Source organism: Arthrobacter sp. JUb115 (genome assembly GCF_004365035.1).
Classification (GTDB): domain Bacteria; phylum Actinomycetota; class Actinomycetes; order Actinomycetales; family Micrococcaceae; genus Glutamicibacter.
Genome location: NZ_SOBS01000005.1, coordinates 195,734 through 211,861, shown reverse-complemented (window position 1 = coordinate 211,861; position 16,128 = coordinate 195,734). Strand labels below are relative to the sequence as shown.

General features: G+C 65.0%; 11 protein-coding genes. 8 read left to right on the top strand and 3 right to left on the bottom strand.

Annotated elements, in window-relative coordinates; genetic code table 11:
- Window positions 1-115 precede the first annotated feature (115 nt).
- The 4 genes from EDF61_RS10925 to EDF61_RS10910 all read left to right on the top strand — a co-directional run bounded on the left by EDF61_RS10925 (window position 116) and on the right by EDF61_RS10910 (window position 5,663).
- On the top strand, window positions 116-1,621 hold the full coding sequence (locus EDF61_RS10925) for a xanthine dehydrogenase small subunit (RefSeq protein WP_133834107.1): 1,506 nt from the start codon (window positions 116-118) through the stop codon (window positions 1,619-1,621).
- A complete protein-coding gene (gene xdhB / locus EDF61_RS10920) occupies window positions 1,618-3,951 on the top strand; it encodes a xanthine dehydrogenase molybdopterin binding subunit (protein ID WP_133834106.1) in 2,334 nt (777 codons plus the stop codon). Before EDF61_RS10925 ends, xdhB begins: the two co-directional genes overlap by 4 nt.
- A 2-nt stretch (window positions 3,952-3,953) precedes the next feature.
- Window positions 3,954-4,772, top strand: a complete 819-nt coding sequence (gene xdhC, locus EDF61_RS10915) for a xanthine dehydrogenase accessory protein XdhC (RefSeq protein ID WP_133834105.1) — start codon at window positions 3,954-3,956, stop codon at window positions 4,770-4,772.
- Window positions 4,773-4,898: 126 nt separating this feature from the next.
- Window positions 4,899-5,663: a hypothetical protein gene (locus EDF61_RS10910; protein WP_105656202.1), complete on the top strand. Its 765-nt coding sequence runs from the start codon at window positions 4,899-4,901 to the stop codon at window positions 5,661-5,663.
- Window positions 5,664-5,777: 114 nt separating this feature from the next.
- Here EDF61_RS10910 and mmuM read toward each other — a convergent pair whose 3' ends face one another.
- Complete coding sequence (gene mmuM, locus EDF61_RS10905; RefSeq protein WP_286172206.1) at window positions 5,778-6,725, bottom strand: homocysteine S-methyltransferase; 948 nt, start codon at window positions 6,723-6,725, stop codon at window positions 5,778-5,780.
- A 130-nt stretch (window positions 6,726-6,855) separates the two neighbouring features.
- On the opposite strand from mmuM, the gene EDF61_RS10900 reads away from it, so the two are divergent.
- Entirely contained in the window at window positions 6,856-8,304 is a 1,449-nt protein-coding gene (locus tag EDF61_RS10900; RefSeq protein WP_133834103.1) for an amino acid permease, read from the top strand.
- Between the two features lie 22 nt (window positions 8,305-8,326).
- Here EDF61_RS10900 and EDF61_RS10895 read toward each other — a convergent pair whose 3' ends face one another.
- Both EDF61_RS10895 and EDF61_RS10890 read right to left on the bottom strand, forming a co-directional pair.
- On the bottom strand, window positions 8,327-12,781 hold the full coding sequence (locus tag EDF61_RS10895; protein WP_133834102.1) for a type VII secretion EssC family protein: 4,455 nt from the start codon (window positions 12,779-12,781) through the stop codon (window positions 8,327-8,329).
- Entirely contained in the window at window positions 12,778-13,824 is a 1,047-nt protein-coding gene (locus tag EDF61_RS10890) for an RDD family protein (protein ID WP_133834101.1), read from the bottom strand. Before EDF61_RS10890 ends, EDF61_RS10895 begins: the two co-directional genes overlap by 4 nt.
- A 145-nt stretch (window positions 13,825-13,969) precedes the next feature.
- On the opposite strand from EDF61_RS10890, the gene EDF61_RS10885 reads away from it, so the two are divergent.
- The 3 genes from EDF61_RS10885 to EDF61_RS10875 all read left to right on the top strand — a co-directional run bounded on the left by EDF61_RS10885 (window position 13,970) and on the right by EDF61_RS10875 (window position 16,119).
- Window positions 13,970-14,257, top strand: a complete 288-nt coding sequence (locus EDF61_RS10885) for a WXG100 family type VII secretion target (RefSeq protein ID WP_066141890.1) — start codon at window positions 13,970-13,972, stop codon at window positions 14,255-14,257.
- Window positions 14,258-14,391: 134 nt separating this feature from the next.
- Window positions 14,392-14,715 carry a hypothetical protein gene (locus EDF61_RS10880; RefSeq protein WP_105656206.1) on the top strand — a complete coding sequence of 108 codons (324 nt, stop codon included), beginning with the start codon at window positions 14,392-14,394 and terminating at the stop codon, window positions 14,713-14,715.
- 18 nt (window positions 14,716-14,733) lie between these two features.
- Window positions 14,734-16,119 (top strand): hypothetical protein, encoded by a 1,386-nt coding sequence (locus EDF61_RS10875; RefSeq protein WP_133834100.1) that lies wholly within the window; start codon window positions 14,734-14,736, stop codon window positions 16,117-16,119.
- Window positions 16,120-16,128 lie beyond the last annotated feature (9 nt).

The window sequence follows — 16,128 nt, the reverse complement described above, 5'->3', positions numbered from 1 at the left end:
ACGCGGCGGCGCCCTGGACGAGCCTGGAACCTCCGGCAGGGCGCCAGATCCCACCCATCATCCAATTCATTCATGGTGCGTCCGGCGATACCCGGGCGCAGGAGGTGTCAACGGCATGAGCGCCGAGGCAACGCAAGAGACAAAATGCCTGGTTACGGTCAACGGAAAGGTCCGGGAATTCGACGGGCCGCCGCATACCAACGCGCTGGATTTCCTGCGCGGGCAGCAATTGATCGGATGCAAGGAAGGCTGTGCCGAGGGCGAGTGCGGCGCCTGCTCGATCCTGGTGGCCCGCAGCGATGGGGAAGGCAGCAGGTGGACGGCGGTCAACGCCTGCCTGCTGCCGGCCGCGGCGCTCGACGGCCAGGAGATCATCACCTCCGAAGGGCTGGGCAGCGTCGCGGCGCTGCATCCGGTGCAGGAAGAGATGGCCAACCGCGGCGGATCCCAGTGCGGCTATTGCACCCCCGGATTCGTCTGCTCCATGGCCGCCGAATACTACCGCCCCGAGCGGACCGCCAATCCCGCAGTCAGCGCGGAGGATAGCGGCGCGCACGAGTGCGGACCCAATGAATTCGACCTGCACGCGCTGTCGGGCAATCTCTGCCGCTGCACCGGATACCGCCCGATCCGCGACGCCGCCTACGCCCTGGGCGAGCCCGAGCCGGATGACCCGCTGACTGCCCGGGCACAGCGCGCCGCACCGGCCCCGGCAGCCACGGATATCCAGCGCGCCGATACCCCTACCGGGGACCTGGGCCGTTTCCGCCGGGCCAGCGACCTGGATCAGGCACTGCAGATCCTGGCCGCCGAACCGCAGACCGTACTGGTGTCCGGTGCCACCGACTGGGGCGTGGAGGTCAACATCAAAGGCGCCCGCGCCCGCTCGGTGCTGGCCATCGACCGGCTGCCCGAACTGCGCCAGATCCACTGGAACGAGCGGTACCTTGAACTGGGCTCGGGCTGCACCCTGAGCGAGCTGGAACGCAAGCTCGCCGGGCAGGTTCCGCTGCTCTCCCAGCTCTTCGGGCAGTTCGCGTCAAGGCTGATCCGCAATAGCGCAACCATCGGCGGCAATCTGGGGACCGGCTCGCCCATTGGCGACACCCCGCCGGCGCTGCTGGCGCTGGAGGCCGAGCTGGTGCTTTCCAGCATCCACGGCAACCGGATGGTGGCGCTTTCGGACTACTTCACCGGCTACCGGCAGACCGTGCGCGAGCCGGGAGAGATGATCACCGCGATCCGCATCCCGCTGCCGCTGGCGCCGCTGACCAGCTTCCAGAAGATTTCCAAGCGGCGCTTCGATGACATCTCCTCGGTAGCCATCGGCTATGCGCTCACGGTGTCGGACGGCATGATCACCACGGCGCGGATCGGGCTGGGCGGCGTGGCCGCAACCCCGCTGCGCGCCGTGGCCACCGAAGCCGAGCTGGAAGGCCAGCCGTGGAACCTGGAAACCATCCGGGCCGCGGCACGCACCATGGGCACCGAAGGAACCCCGATGGATGACCACCGGGCCAGCGCCAACTACCGCAAGGCCATGCTGGCCTCCTCGCTTGAACGGTTCTATGCCCAGCAGCTTGAACGCCGCTTGGAAGCAGGACAGGAGCAGAACTCATGAGCCAGCTATCCCAACGCCCCGACGCACCGGTAGTCGGCCAGCGCCACCGCCACGAATCGGCGGCCGCGCACGTCACCGGCACCGCGCTGTATACCGACGACCTGGCTGCGCGTCTGGCCGGGGTCCTGCACGCCTACCCGGTGCAGTCCACCTGCGCCCATGGAAAAATCCTGGGCCTGGATGCCAGTGCGGCGCAGCAGGTACCCGGGGTGGTCCGGGTCATCACCGCGAAAGACATTCCCGGGGTCAATGACCAGGGCGCCAAGCACGACGAACCGCTGCTCCCGGTGGAAGAAGTCATGTTCTTCGGCCAGCCGGTGGCGTGGGTCCTGGGCGAAGACCTGGAAGCTGCCAAAGCCGGGGCCAGGGCGGTGCGCGTGGAGTACGAACCACTGGATTCGCTGATCACCATCAAGGACGCGATCGGGGCCAACAGCTTCCACGGCATCCAGCCCGAGATCTCCAAGGGCGATCCGGAGGCCGCCTTCGCGCAGGCGGCCCACGTTTTCGAGGGCGATTTCGAGTTCGCCGGCCAGGAGCACTTCTATCTGGAAACCCAGAACTCGCTGGCGATGGTGGATGAGAGCGGGCAGATCATGATCCACTGCTCCACCCAGCATCCCACCGAAACCCAGGACATCGTCTCGCATGTGCTGGGCATCGGCGCCCACGAGGTCACCGTGCAGGTATTGCGCATGGGAGGCGGCTTCGGCGGCAAGGAAATGCAGCCCCATGGCTATGCCGCGGTGGCGGCCCTCGGCGCGGTGCTCACCGGACGGCCGGTGCGGGTGCGGCTGGACCGCACCCTGGACATGACCATGACCGGTAAGCGCCACGGATTCCATGCCACCTGGAAAATCGGCTTCGACGATCAGGGCAAGATCCTGGCCCTGCAGGCCGAGCTGACCGCTGACGGAGGGTGGAGCCTGGATCTGTCCGAACCGGTGCTGACCCGCGCGATGTGCCATATCGACAATTCCTATTGGATCCCGAATATCAGGGTCAACGGGCGCATCGCCAAATGCCATAAGACCTCGCAGACCGCGTTCCGCGGCTTCGGCGGTCCGCAGGGCATGCTGGTCATGGAAGACATCCTGGGCCGGGTGGCCCCGCAGCTGGGATTGGACGCCCGGGAACTGCGCCGCCGCAATTTCTACACCCAGGGACAGGACACCCCGTACTACCAGCCGGTCCGGCATCCCGAGCGCTTGGAGGCTGCTTGGACCCAGCTGCTCGGCTCGGCAGGTATCGCCGCACGCGAGGAGCAGATCGCAGAATTCAATGCCGGGCACGAGCACGCCAAAAGGGCGCTGGCGATGACGCCGGTGAAATTCGGCATCTCCTTCAACCTCACCGCCTTCAACCAGGGCGGCGCGTTGGTGCTGGTCTACAAGGACGGTTCGGTGCTGGTCAACCACGGCGGCACCGAAATGGGACAGGGCCTGCATACCAAGATGCTGCAGGTGGCCGCCACCGCCTTGGGCGTGCCGCTATCCAAGGTGCGCATTGCTCCCACGCGCACCGACAAGGTGCCCAATACCTCGGCCACCGCAGCCAGTTCGGGCAGCGACCTGAACGGCGGCGCGGTCAAGGATGCGTGCGAGCAGATCCGCGGCCGGCTCGCGCAGGTGGCCGCCGGACAATTGGGGGTTCCGGCGCAAGATCTGCGCTTCAGCCGCGGCAGGGTCACCGCGCTGGGCAAGAGCGAATCGCTGGGTTGGGAAGAAGTGGTCAACGCCGCGTACTTCCAGCGGGTCCAGCTTTCGGCCGCCGGCTTCTACCGGACCGAAGGGCTGCATTGGGACCTCTCGCAGATGACGGGCAGCCCGTTCAAGTACTTCTCCTACGGGGTGGCGGCCAGCGAGGTGGAAGTCAGCGGCTTTGACGGCTCCTATGTGCTGCGCCGCGTGGATATCGTCCATGATGTGGGCGATTCTCTCTCGCCGCTGGTGGATCTGGGGCAGATCGAGGGAGGGTTCGTGCAGGGGGCTGGCTGGCTGACCCTGGAGGATTTGCGCTGGGACACCTCCGATGGCCCGAGCCGCGGACGGGTGGCCACCCAAGCCGCGAGCACCTACAAGATCCCGAGCTTCTCCGAGATGCCCGACGTCTTCAACGTCAGCTTGCTGGACAAGGCGCATGAGGAAGGCGCGGTCTACGGTTCCAAGGCCGTGGGAGAACCGCCGCTGATGCTCGCCTTCTCGGTGCGCGAGGCACTGCGTCAGGCCATTGCCTCCTTCGGCCGCTCCGGGCGTTCGGTGCCGCTGGCGTCCCCGGCGACTCCGGAAGCGGTGTTCTGGGCGATCGAAGCGGCACGGGAGGAGCGGTAGCCATGCTGTCGTGGATTGAAGCTGTCACCGCGCTGCGCAATGAGCGGCGTCCCGCGGTGCTGGCCACCATCACCGCGGTGCGCGGGCATGCCCCGCGCGAGGCCGGCGCGAAAATGGTGATTGCCAGCCAGGAGATCTTCGGAACCATCGGCGGGGGCAACCTGGAGATGGCTGCCATGGAACGGGCCCGGCAGATGATCAGCGCGAGCGGGAACCAGCCGCAGAGCATCACCATGAAGCTCAGCGACAAGGCCCCGGCCAAGTACGGCAGGCAATGCTGCGGTGGCGAGATCACGGTGCTGCTCGAGCCCTTGCCGGTTCCTGCCACGGTGGCGATTTTCGGGGTGGGAAATGTGGGCATGGAATTGGCCCGCATTCTCTCCCGCCATGACCTGGAGCTGCATCTGATTGATTCGCGCCCGGAATTCCTGGCGGACCTGCCGGCCCTTGAACCGAGCGTGGCGCGGATCCATTCGGCGGTGGCGGTGCTCGGGGAGCAGGTGCTCAGCTGCCTGCCTGGGGGAACGCACGTGCTGATCATGACGCACGATCATGCCGAGGATTTCCATCTGTGCGATGCCGCGTTGCGCCACCCGGGCTTGGGATCGATCGGATTGATCGGGTCGAGTGCCAAGTGGGCCCGCTTCCAGAAGAATCTGCGTGCCAGCGGCTTCAGCGACGAGCAGATCGCGGTGATCCAGTGCCCCATTGGAATCGAGCAGGTGCGGGGAAAGCAGCCGGCGGTGATTGCCGTGTCCGTGGCCGCCGATTTGCTGGCGAGGATCACGTCCGGGGCAAAGCAGCCGGTGCGCAGCGCCTAGGTGCGGGGCCGGCGGGCGATTATGAGAATTGTCTAACGTGGGGAACAAGTAGCAATGCTGGGGAGTTTAAACAGGGGAGAGCGGTGCTTCGTGCACCGCGCCCGCAACGTCTAGGAGGCCAATTCCATGTCCATGTTCGACAAGCTGCTGCGCAAGGGCAAGCAAATGGCCGGCGAGTACGTCCGGGAACAGCTCAACCAGCGCGGCTCCAATAGCAACCAGCGTGGCTCCAATAACCAGCAACGCGGCTACCAGCAGAATCCCGGCGGCTACCAGCAGCAGCCGCAGCACCAGAACTACGGCGAGCGCGGCTACGGCAACCAGCCGGCCTCGGCACCGTCGCGCGAGGACCAGGCCGCGATCGAGAAGTACCGCTACATGCTCCGTACCGCTCCGCCGCAGGATATGGAACGCGCCCACGCCGAGGCTTTCGCCCGGCTGACCCCGCAGCAACGCGAACTGCTGCATCATGAACTCTCCGAGCAGTTGCCGCCAGCAGAACGCCCGATGAGCCAGGACCCAAGGGACCTGGCCCGTTCGGCAACCCGCGCGGAGATGTCGCGTCCCGGGTTCATGGACAAGATCTTGGGTTCCGGCGGCAAGGGACGGGGTATGGGCATGGCTGCCGGCGCGGCCGGCGGCTTGGGTGTCGGCCTGCTCGGCGGCGTGGCAGGTGCGTTCATCGGTACCGCCATTGCCGGACCGCTGCTTGATGGTTTCGCCGGTATCGGCGAAGAGTTCGGTTCCATGGCCGAGGGCCTGGGCGATACCGTATCCGGTGCCGGGGAACAGCTCTCTGCGGCCGGTGAAGGCTTGGGCGGCCAGGCCGAAGGCATGTTCGGGGACTTCCTCGGCGGCGCCGGTGGGGACTTCGGCGACTTCGAGTTCTAAGGTAACTGGTCCCAGGCCGGCAGCAACTGCGTGTTGCTGCCGGCTTTTTCGCGCACTGTCCAGGCCTGCGGACAAGCCGCTGGCTCAGCGGAAGCCGAAGTGCCGGGACGGGCCTTAGCCGAGCTGGATGGCTTCGCGGACCCGGGTGATCTGTCCCGGGGTGACCTGGCAGCAACCGCCAATCAGGCGAGCGCCCGCGGCCACGAGTTCAGGAACCGCTCCGGGCAAATCATTGCCCTCAGTTCCTGGGACCCACACACGAGCTTCGTGGTCCCAAATTTCACCGCTATTCGGGTAGGCCAACAGCGGCAAGCCGGTTTCTTCTCCCAGGATCTGCAACGCGGCCACCGCTTGGGGTACCGGGCAGCAGTTCACGCCGACTGCGTCCCACACACCGGATTCCTGAACGATTCCGGCCACGACTCGAAGATCGGTGCCATCGCCCAGAACCACTCGGCCTTGATCATCGGCGCGCACCGCAAGGCTGAGCAACGCCGGCAGTTGCAGCTCCCGAGCCAATACGGTCAATGCTTCTGCTTCTGCCAGGCTTGGCACGGTTTCAAAGATGACCAGATCGGCACCGGCATCAGCCAGGATTTCCAAGCGCTTGCGGTGCCAGTTAGCCAGCTCGGAGGCCGTCTTGCGATAGGCGCCGTCGTATTCGGTCCCGGCGCCCGGTCCGGCACCGTAGGGCCCCACCGAGGCGGCCACCCAGCGTGCTGTGTCCGTGCGCCCAGCGCTGGAGGCTTCTCGCGCCAGGCGCACGCTGGTGCGCAGCATTTGTTCCATCTGCTGCTCGGAGCCCACCTGAGCCAGGCCGTCATAGCTGACCTGGTAGGAGCAAGTCGTGGCAACTTGGGCACCGGCAGCGAAAAAGTCCTGGTGCGCCGCGCGGACCTCTTCGGGGCGGTCCATGAGGATCTGCGCTGACCACAGGTGCCCGGTCACGTCATTGCCGCGATCGGCCAGATGGGTGCCGAGACCGCCGTCGAGGATGATTGGCGGGCTGCCTTCGGCGCGCAATGCGTCACGGAAATTGCTGGAGTGGTTTGGGGTATGCACGTCATCGAGGGTACACGGCGAGTGCTTGGATGACCGACCTTGACGCCGTGTGACCACAGATGACATGCCCGTCCGGGACTGCCGTCCAAGCTCGATATCCTGCAAGCGCATTCATTCCACAAGGAGCCCCATGACCGAGAGCATCGTCAGCACCAACGAGACTGCACCAGCCGATTCCGGACTGCTAAGAACCATGACCTCGCGTCATCTGGTGATGATCGCTTTGGGCGGGGTGATCGGCTCGGGCCTGTTCGTTTCCTCCGGATACACCATTGCCCAAGCCGGGCCGCTGGGCGCGGTGCTGGCCTATGCAGTCGGAGCCTTGGTGGCCTACATGGTGATGAGCGGGCTGGGAGAGCTATCGGCGCGGCATCCGGTGGCAGGAGGATTCCATGCACACGCCACCCGTGATCTTGGACCAGCGTGGGGTTTTGCTACGGCGTGGCTCTACTGGCTGTGCTGGGCGGTAGCCCTGGCCAGCGAATTCACCGCAGCCGGGCTGCTGATGCAACGTTGGTTCCCCTCGATTTCCGTCTGGGTCTTCTCACTGGTTTTCGCTGCCTTGCTGTTTGCGTTGAATGCGACTTCATCGCGGGTCTTCGGAGAAACCGAATTCTGGTTTGCGCTGATCAAGGTGGCGGCGGTGCTGCTGGTGGTTGTCGTTGGCGCCGCCACGATCATCGGCATCAACCCGGCCAGTGACGCCGGCGCGATTGGCCTGTCCAATTTCAGCACCGAAGGGGGACTGTTCCCTGCGGGGATCACCGGAGTACTGGTCACCGTCCTCTCGGTGTTCTACGCATTCAGCGGCACCGAGCTGATCGGCGTCGCGGCCGGCGAGGCGAAGAACCCGCAGCTGAGCATTCCGCGGGCCATCCGCACCGCCGTGGTTCGCCTGGCGGTGTTCTTCATCGGTGCCATCGTGGTCGTAGCCGCAATCATCCCGTTTGCCGAGGCAGGCGCGAATGAGAGTCCCTTCGTCACGGTCCTGGATGTCGCCGGCCTGCCAGCCGGTGCGGACATCATGAACTTCGTGATCATCACCGCCCTGCTCTCGGCAGGAAACTCCGGACTGTACTCATGCGCTCGCATGCTGCATTCCATGGGAGCCGCAGGCCAGGCGCCCAAGGCCCTGTCCAAGACCAACAGCAGGGGCATTCCGATGCTGGCCCTGAGCCTGTCGATCCTCGGCGGACTGGTATCGCTGTTCTCCAGCTTCATCGCGGCGCAGTCGCTCTTCATGGCTCTGGTATCCATTGCCGGGTTTGCGGTAGTAGCGGTGTGGATCGTGATCTGTGCATCGCACCTGTCGTTCCGCCGGCACTACGTTGCCCTGCATGGATCCACCGATTCCCTGCCCTATCGGGCACCATTGTTCCCGATTCTGCCGATCATCGCCTTGGTGCTGCTTGGCGCTTCACTGGTGGGTGTGGCTTTTGATCCAGTGCAGCGACCAGCACTGTACTTCGGCGTCCCGTTCACCCTTGCCTGCTTGGCCTATTACCGCTGGCGCCATGGCGCTGGGGTGTTCAGCCCGCAGCGTGAAGGGCAAAGTGCGGGATCGTTCGCGGGAAACTGAACCGGCGCAGAGTCCGTCGGCCCTACTGTTCCACGAGTGGAAGGTGGACCAGGGTGCGTTGCCCGTTTTGCACCATGAATCCGCGGCCCGGCGGGAATTCGTGGCGCTTGACGCGCGGGAAGGGCACCTTGAACAGCGAGTCCCCGTCGTAGGCGTCGGGCTTGAGCGCGATGCCGTGGCGGTTGGACTTCAGTTCGCCGAGCAGCCCGAAGCTGGAGGAGAACGCGTTGATGTCTCCGTCGGCGATCAACAAGTGGTCGGAGCGGTTGATGGCCTTGAGCAGTTCCTTCAGCGGGCGCTCGGCATCCGAATCGGCGAACTCGGTGAAGTTCTCCACAACGAACACGATCTTGCCCGGCATGGAATCGTCGGCGACCAGATCCAGCATGTCCTTGGCGAACTGCCGGGTCTCGGCCGGGCCCGAGGCCGTGCCGTTCCAAGTCCGCCAGCCGCGCAGCTCGGCGCGCCGGCCGCCAATGTGGAAGAACTGGGTAGCCGGGTTGGCGCGTTCCAGCGCGGTGACCATGGCGCGCAGGGTGTTGGTCTTCCCGCTTTGCGGCGGCCCGGCGATGACGAAGGTGCCGATGGGCTCGAAGCCGCAGGGTGCGAGGGTGGCATCCGACAGGCCGATGGCCGGCTGCCCGTTGACCGTGTCGGGCAGCGCCGCCGCGGAGAATTCCTGCGGTAGCGACTCGACTCCGGCCGCCTGCGGGGCACCGGAAGCTGCCAGCTCTTGGGCCCAGCTGGTGGTCAGCGCGGTCTGCTCGGCCACGTTCGCGGTGCCGCCCAGCACGGCGATCTGCGCCTCGTGGCCCTTGATGATGGCGCGACCCGGGGCACTGCGTTCGCCCAGCACATCCTTGGCCACGCCCAGCACGTTGTAGGCCTGCTCGTCGGCCATGCGCAGCACCACGCGCTGGGTGATGTTCGCGCTGATCGCGGTGGGCACCGCGCCGAAGCGGTCGGCGGTGGTGACCACGTGCACGCCCAGCGGGCGGCCTTCGCCCACGATGCGCATGAACACCTGGTAGTACTCGCCGCGGCCGTGGCCCAGCTCCCAGTCGCTGCGGAACTGGCCGAAGCCGTCGATCAGCAAGAAGATGCGCGGCTCGGACAAGTCCCCGGTGACCTGGCGGTATTCGCTCAGAGAGGCGGCGTTTGCGGCCGCGTACCGGGCCGAGCGCTCATCGAGGTGCTCGGCCAGGATGCGGAAGACGCGCTGGATGCGCTCCACGTCATCGCCGCCGATCACCGCGCCGACATGCGGCAGCGGATCGAGCGACCGCAGCGAGCTGGTGCCGAATTCCAGCGCGTACACCGCTGCGGTGCCGGCCGAAGGGTTGGCTCCCGCGGCGATCGCGATGCTGCGCAGGGCCGCAGACTTGCCCGCGCCGGAGGTGCCGTAGACCAGCAGGTGGCCGTCGGTATCGGGTTCGAACCAGGCGGTTTCCTGGGCCTGGTGCTCGGGGATGTCGGCCAGGGCCAGCGGGATCCGGCTGTCCGAATCCGGGGCGAGCTCGCGCAAGTCCACAGTGGCCGAGAGATCATCGAGCCAGGGCCGGCGGGGTGCCGGGATCCCGGCCCCGTTGGATGCGGCGATGAAGCTGGAGACCAGGCGCTTCTGGTCGTTCGGGCCGCTGTTCTCCTCGATGTCCGGTGTCCCCGATTCGGGCTGCTCCCAGACGCGCGCGCCGCCGAAGCGCAGGTCCTCCACCCGCACTTCGGCCGTTTCGGGCTCGTCGGTGGTCCAGCCTCCGGCGTAGCCGGACTGGAAGGGCACCAGCCGGCCCGGGCCGGTCTTGGCGATGCCGCGGCCGGGCAGCGACGGATCGAAGCCGGCGGCGATGGGGTCCTCCACCACGTCATTGGAGTCGGCGGCGTCGGCCATGCGCAGGGCCACGCGCAGGTTGGTATTGGCGCGCAGGTTGTCCTTGATCACCCCGGCCGGGCGCTGGGTGGCCAGGATCAGGTGGATTCCCAATGAACGGCCGCGCTGGGCGATGTCCACTACGCCGTCCACGAATTCCGGGACCTCCCCGGCCAGGGCGGCGAACTCGTCGACCACCAGGACCAGGGCCGGAGGGGTCTCCGGGTCCTGGCGCTTTTCCAGCTCCAGCAGGTCCTTGGCCTTCTTGCGGTGGAAGAGCTTCTCGCGGTGGTGCAGCTCGGCACGCAGGCTGGTCAGCGCGCGGCGGACCAGGTGCGGGGAGAGGTCGGTGACCAGCCCGACGCAGTGCGGCAGCTCCACGCAGTCGGCGAAGGCCGAGCCGCCCTTGTAGTCCACGAAGAGGAAGGTGACCCGGTCGGGGCTGTACTCGGCGGCCATCGCCAGCACCCAGGCCTGCAGGAATTCGGACTTGCCCGAGCCGGTGGTGCCGCCTACCAGGGCGTGCGGGCCCTGGGTGCGCAGATCCAGGCTCATCGCATCCGGGGTGCTCTGGCCGATGTAGGCGCGCAGGGTTCCGGCGCGCTTGAGCCGCGGCCGGGGCCCGGTGGCGGCGCGGTCGATCACCGAGTTGTTCTGCTTCCAGCGCTCGAGCACCGCGTCCGGTGCTTCGGCCAGATCAGTGCCCAGGATGCGCAGCAGCGACACCGAGTCCGGGATATCCGAAGAGTCCGGGACCAGCGAGCTGGAGTCAACGATCGGAGCCAGCCGACGGGCGAAGTGCTCTGCATGCTCGCGCGAGACTCCTTCCACGGTCACCTTGCGGGCTTCTTCGCCGGCGCGCACCCAGCCCACGCGGGCATCCTCCGGGCCCCGGGTGACATCCACGAAGGTGCGGCAGGCCGCGGGCAGGGACTGGACGGTGGGGGCCACGAAGATCGTGTAGATGCCCACGGCCGGTCCGCGCTCGATGATCTGCGAGAGCCGGGCGCGGTCCACCGGGGCGTCATTGCTGACGAACAGCACCAGCGAGAGGTCCTTGGCTACCGGCAGGCTGGTGTTCTGCTCGCCGGCTTCCTTGCCCAGCTCCATGGAGGAGTTGCGGGTGGACAGCGGGCCCAGCCGGTAGGAGGCCGGGTCGTTGCGCCGGGCAATGAGCTCTTCCAGGGCGTTGAGCAGCACGGTGCCCGAGGTCTGCGTATCGGCCAGCGCCAGCTGGGCCAGCGGGGAGCGCGGCCCGGTGGTGTGCGGCAGCCACTTGAACCATTCCAGGTCCCCGGTCCAGGCCGGGTCGATGATCGCGGCGGTGCACAGGTCGTTGGGGGCGTGCAGGCCGAAAAGCTGCACGGCCAGCGAACGCAGGACATCAGCGGACTGCAGCCGGGGCCCGGCAATGCCGATGGCGCCGGCAGAGGGAAGCAGCTCGATGATCGGCACATCGTCGATCATCCGGTATTGCTCGGTGAGCTCTTCGACCCGTTCGACGTATTCCTGCAGTCCTGCCCGGTCCGCCAACGGGGCCACGGTGGTGCGGCTGCGGGCGGTTCCCGAGCCCAGCCGCAGGGAGAGGAAGTTCCAGTGCTCCGGGCGTCGGGTCCAGAGCAGCTGGCCCAGGGACTCGGCCTGCTCGAAGACCGTTGCGGTGGCTGGGGCTTCGCTGCGCCGGTGGGCGCGTTCGGCTTCCTCCCCGGCCAGCAGGCCATCTTCCAATGCCTCGAATTGCCGTTCGAAGGTCTCGATTTCCAGGCGCAGCTTGTTGTTGTTCTGGGTGCGCTGGCCGATCAGGTTGCCCAGCATCATCAGCGGCGAGACCAGCACCACGATTAGCGACAGCGCGCGCTGGGTCAGCGAGAAAATGGTCAAGCCCATGATCAGCGGTGCGAAGATCATCGGCCAGGGGAAGAGCTTGGGGCTGGCTTCCTGCGGGATCGCCGGGCGAGGCAGTTCCTCGCCGGGGTAGCGGATCTCCACCCGCGGGGAGCGGTTGAAGAGGATCGAGCCGCCCATCTCGTAGACCGGGGACTGCCCCGTGGCGGTCCCGTGCAGCAGCTCGAAGTAGACATCCGTGGCGCCCAGGGTGATCAGCTGGCCGGGGATCACCGAGACGCGCTGGGCCAAGCCGCCATCCACCAGGATGCCGTTGGCGGAGTTCAGGTCCACCAACTCGATCTTGCTGCCCACCTCGATGCGCGCATGCCGGGTGGAGACCATGCGGTCGTTGAGCACCACGGTGGCCTTCTCCGAGCGCCCCACATAGGAGGTGCCGGCGGGCAGCGCGAAGGCCATGCCGGCATCCGGGCCGTTGGCCACGCGCAGCACCGCGGCCGCCGAGCCGCCTGAGACGAAGGCGTCGGTAGTCGGCACGACTTCGATGGTGAAGCCCGAACCCAGTTCCGCTTCGGCCAGCGGGGTGTGCGGATCGAGCTGCACCGGGGCGGTGCCGGTGGCCGTGGCCAGCAGCGTGGGGTGCTCGGGAACCTGCTCCCCGGCCAGGGCGCGGGCGGCATCTCCCACGGTGGCGGTCGCATCGCAGGTCAGGATGACGTCCACGGTGCTGGTGTCCGGTCGCCTGAGCGTGGCCTTGATTTTCACTTGGCGGTCTCCTGGAAGGTAATGCGGAAGGTGCGGCTGCCGACTTGGACGACGTCACCGTCATTCAGATGCAGGCGGACATGGGGCGGTGCATTGTGCGGGGCGCGGGAGGCGACGATGACCTGGGTGCCATTGCTGGATCCCAGGTCCATGATCCAGGCATTCGCCCCGTCGCAGCCGAAGGCCAGATGCGTTTTGGACATCAGACGTTCCGGGTCCTTCAGCGCGACCAGCAGTTCATTGCCGGTGCCCGCGGTGGCCTGGGGCGCACGCCCGATCAGCCCGGATTCGGGAACCGGGATGTAGGACCCGTCGTCGAAGGCGAAGGCCGCGCGGCGGACGATTCCCAGCCCTTGCTCCGAAGGCGAATGCCAGTCGCTGTTCTGCGCTCCGACAATGCCAGCGGTGGACCGGGCACGCGAAGGCACGGCGGCTTCTTCGCGCCCGGCGTCGTCTTCGATCGTTCCCAGTGACGGCAGATGCTCGGAGATATCCCGGTCCGGGCGCGAAAGCAGGTATTCGGCACGGGCCAGCGCCCGCGGGTTGGTGGGGTCCAGTCCATTGCGCACATCGACCACATAGGTCTGGGCAATCTTGTCCAGCCAGCTGCGGCGGTGCTCTTTGTCGAACAGGCAGGAGGCCAGCAGCAGGACGGGGCCAATGAGCGGGAGGAGATGGCTGAGCAGGAAGGCGAAAGACGCGACCATAACGCGGGGGAAACCCGGTGCGGCGAAGCGGCCCAGTCCGGTGGCGCGCAGTCGCATCGCGGACTTGCCGGGCGAAGAGCCCTTGCGGCTGTTCATCGTGAGCAAGACAATCAGGTAGACCAGCAATAGCAGGGCACTGACCGCGGATAGGACCAGCGGAACGGTGGAGTACTGCCCAGTCACCCGGAAAATCACGTAGCCGATGCCGGCGGGCAGCAATGCAGCCAGCGAAATAGCGTAGTCGATAAGGTAGGACCAAATGCGCAGGCGTGCTTCGGCCGGCCGCATTCCGAGGGTGGAGGATTTGGCGAGGGCTGCTGCTGAAACGACGTCCATGGGACCTTTCTACTTCAGTTCAATGCCGGCCTGCCACGGGGAGTTCTCCCCATTGAACGGAGGCCATCTGCCACATTATTCTAGACTCTGAACGAACTAAAGGGGCCCTGAAAGCGGGCCAGTCGACAAGTCGAGGAGCATTATTGTGACTGATTTCAAGGCCAATTACGGCGAAATGGAAGCCATGGCATCGAAGCTTGACACCGGGCGAGAAGACCTGGATGGCGTACTTGAGCAGCTGCAGTCCGGCGTGGACAAGCTGTTGGGCGAGGACTTCACCACCGAGCACGCTTCGGGCCAGTTCGGCGAAGGCTACAAGGACCTGAACGATGGCTTGAAGAAGGCTTTCGACGGCATCAATGACATGGCAATCGCCCTGCGCGACATGATGGAGCAGATCCAGGACACCGATCGTTCCATGGCTGGTAAGTAGGCCCATTTTCTTACGGACTAATGTGGCCGCCTTGGGAAGTTGCGGGCGGCCACATTTTTCTTGCACCGCCTGATCTTTCATTACCGAATTGTCTTTCAGCGTCGTCGCTGGATACCCGAGGAGTCGTTTGCACCATGGCCGATGAGATCTATTTGGCGCGCCTGGAAGAAATTGTCACGGAGCTAGGCAATAGTATTAAGGATTTCGAGAATGCGTCTGACTTTGCCAAAGGCATGGCCGGCTCAGTGGGAGACCCGATGGGCAAAGGCGATCTGAAAGACCGGGTCAAGGACTTCGAAGACAACTGGAACGATACCCGAGATGACCTCCTCAAGAATCTTGAAGGAGTGCATACCGGGTTGAAGGACATCAAGGACGGATTCGAAGAGTGGGATCTGGAAACGAAGAAGGCCTTCTTGAATTCACGTGCTTCCGACGCCCCCAAAGAAGCAAAGTAGACGGAGAAAACTGACGATATGACCTTGGAATCGCCAAAGGGCTCACCCCTGCAGCTCATCGAAGGAAATCCTGATGACCTGCTCCGGAGCGCCAAGGACCTGATCACCTCGGGCGAAGAGATGGAACGCACTGCGAACAGGCTGGAAGATATCAGCAATGGAACTTCAGATCTGAAATCCGAAGCTATTGCCAAGCTGCGCGAGAACGCTGGAGAAGTATTTCCCGAATTGCGCAAGGCAGCCATCCGATACGACGGCACGGGCCAGGCCTTGAAGAAATATTCGTATTCTTTGGACCGGGTCCAAGGCGCGCTCCAGATGTGTACCGCCGAGGGCGGTGTGGATTCATACACGACCTTGAATGCGCTTATCACGGACATCGAGGATGCGCACCAGAGCGTGCAGACCAAGAGAAGCCAGGAAGACACTGCCGAGGGTGCAGTAGATGATGCCGACGGATTCCTCGGCTTCAGCGAAGGAACCGACGAGGAAAAAGCGGAGGCCAAAAGCGATCTGACAGAAGCAACCGCTGCGCGCGAAGAAGCCGAAGAAGACCTGCGTGAGCTGTGGGGCAAATTCGACGGTCGCGTTTCCTATTGGGAAGATGCCTACGATGAGGCAGTCGGCGAAATCGAGGATGCGTTCAAAGCCGCGGACAACGATGACAAGTTCCTCTCTACCCTGGGTTCGGTTCTAGGTTGGATTGCCTTGGGCGTGGGCATTGCGGCCTTGTTCATCACATCGCCGGTGTGGGGACCGATCGCATCAGCAATTGCGGTGATCGCTGCCGTTGCCGTGGTGGCAATCGAGGTCATCAAGATGGTCCAAGGCGATGGGGACTGGACCAGCTTGCTAATAGCGGTAGTCGGAATTATCCCGTTCGGCCGTTTTGCTGGAAAAGCCTTCTCCGGCTTAAGCAAGGCATTCCCGTCGGGGATCAAGGCAGGGTCCAAAGCGGGGCCTCGGAATATTATCAAGGCCTTTAGCAAGACGCGTTCCAGCACGGGGCGCGGCATTGTCAGGTCTTCCATCAAGTCGGGCACCAAACGACCACTGAAAACTACGATCCGTGGAAGCCGCCAGACCAAAGCCAAGATTCGGCGCAACAACCGCAAGATCGAGCAAAAGTACCAGCAGAACGTCTCCGGCAAGAGCAATAAGTATTTGGATGGTTTCAATAAGGAATTCAAAGGCGACTGGAAAACATACGTGAAGTACATCTCGGAGGGAAGCGCGACAAAGCATCGCGAGATGGCTGCGTACATACTGAAGAACCCTGACGACGTGGGTCCCCAAGCTAAGGCCTGGGCGGAAAAGATTGCGAAGCACGGGAACTGGGAAGACCGGGGCAACGTCATAGTGACCGCGCCTCCAAGCATCTGGGACTTGACTCGCGAGAAGTAGCTTAGGCGC

Excerpts from the sequence above, each read along its gene's own strand:
- EDF61_RS10880 (WP_105656206.1), top strand. The coding sequence starts at position 14,392 with ATGGCCGATGAGATCTATTTGGCGCGCCTGGAAGAAATTGTCACGGAG.
- EDF61_RS10900 (WP_133834103.1), top strand. The coding sequence starts at position 6,856 with ATGACCGAGAGCATCGTCAGCACCAACGAGACTGCACCAGCCGATTCC.
- EDF61_RS10925 (WP_133834107.1), top strand. The coding sequence starts at position 116 with ATGAGCGCCGAGGCAACGCAAGAGACAAAATGCCTGGTTACGGTCAAC.
- EDF61_RS10875 (WP_133834100.1), top strand. The coding sequence starts at position 14,734 with ATGACCTTGGAATCGCCAAAGGGCTCACCCCTGCAGCTCATCGAAGGA.
- xdhC (WP_133834105.1), top strand. The coding sequence starts at position 3,954 with ATGCTGTCGTGGATTGAAGCTGTCACCGCGCTGCGCAATGAGCGGCGT.
- xdhB (WP_133834106.1), top strand. The coding sequence starts at position 1,618 with ATGAGCCAGCTATCCCAACGCCCCGACGCACCGGTAGTCGGCCAGCGC.
- EDF61_RS10910 (WP_105656202.1), top strand. The coding sequence starts at position 4,899 with ATGTCCATGTTCGACAAGCTGCTGCGCAAGGGCAAGCAAATGGCCGGC.
- EDF61_RS10890 (WP_133834101.1), bottom strand. The coding sequence starts at position 13,824 with ATGGACGTCGTTTCAGCAGCAGCCCTCGCCAAATCCTCCACCCTCGGA.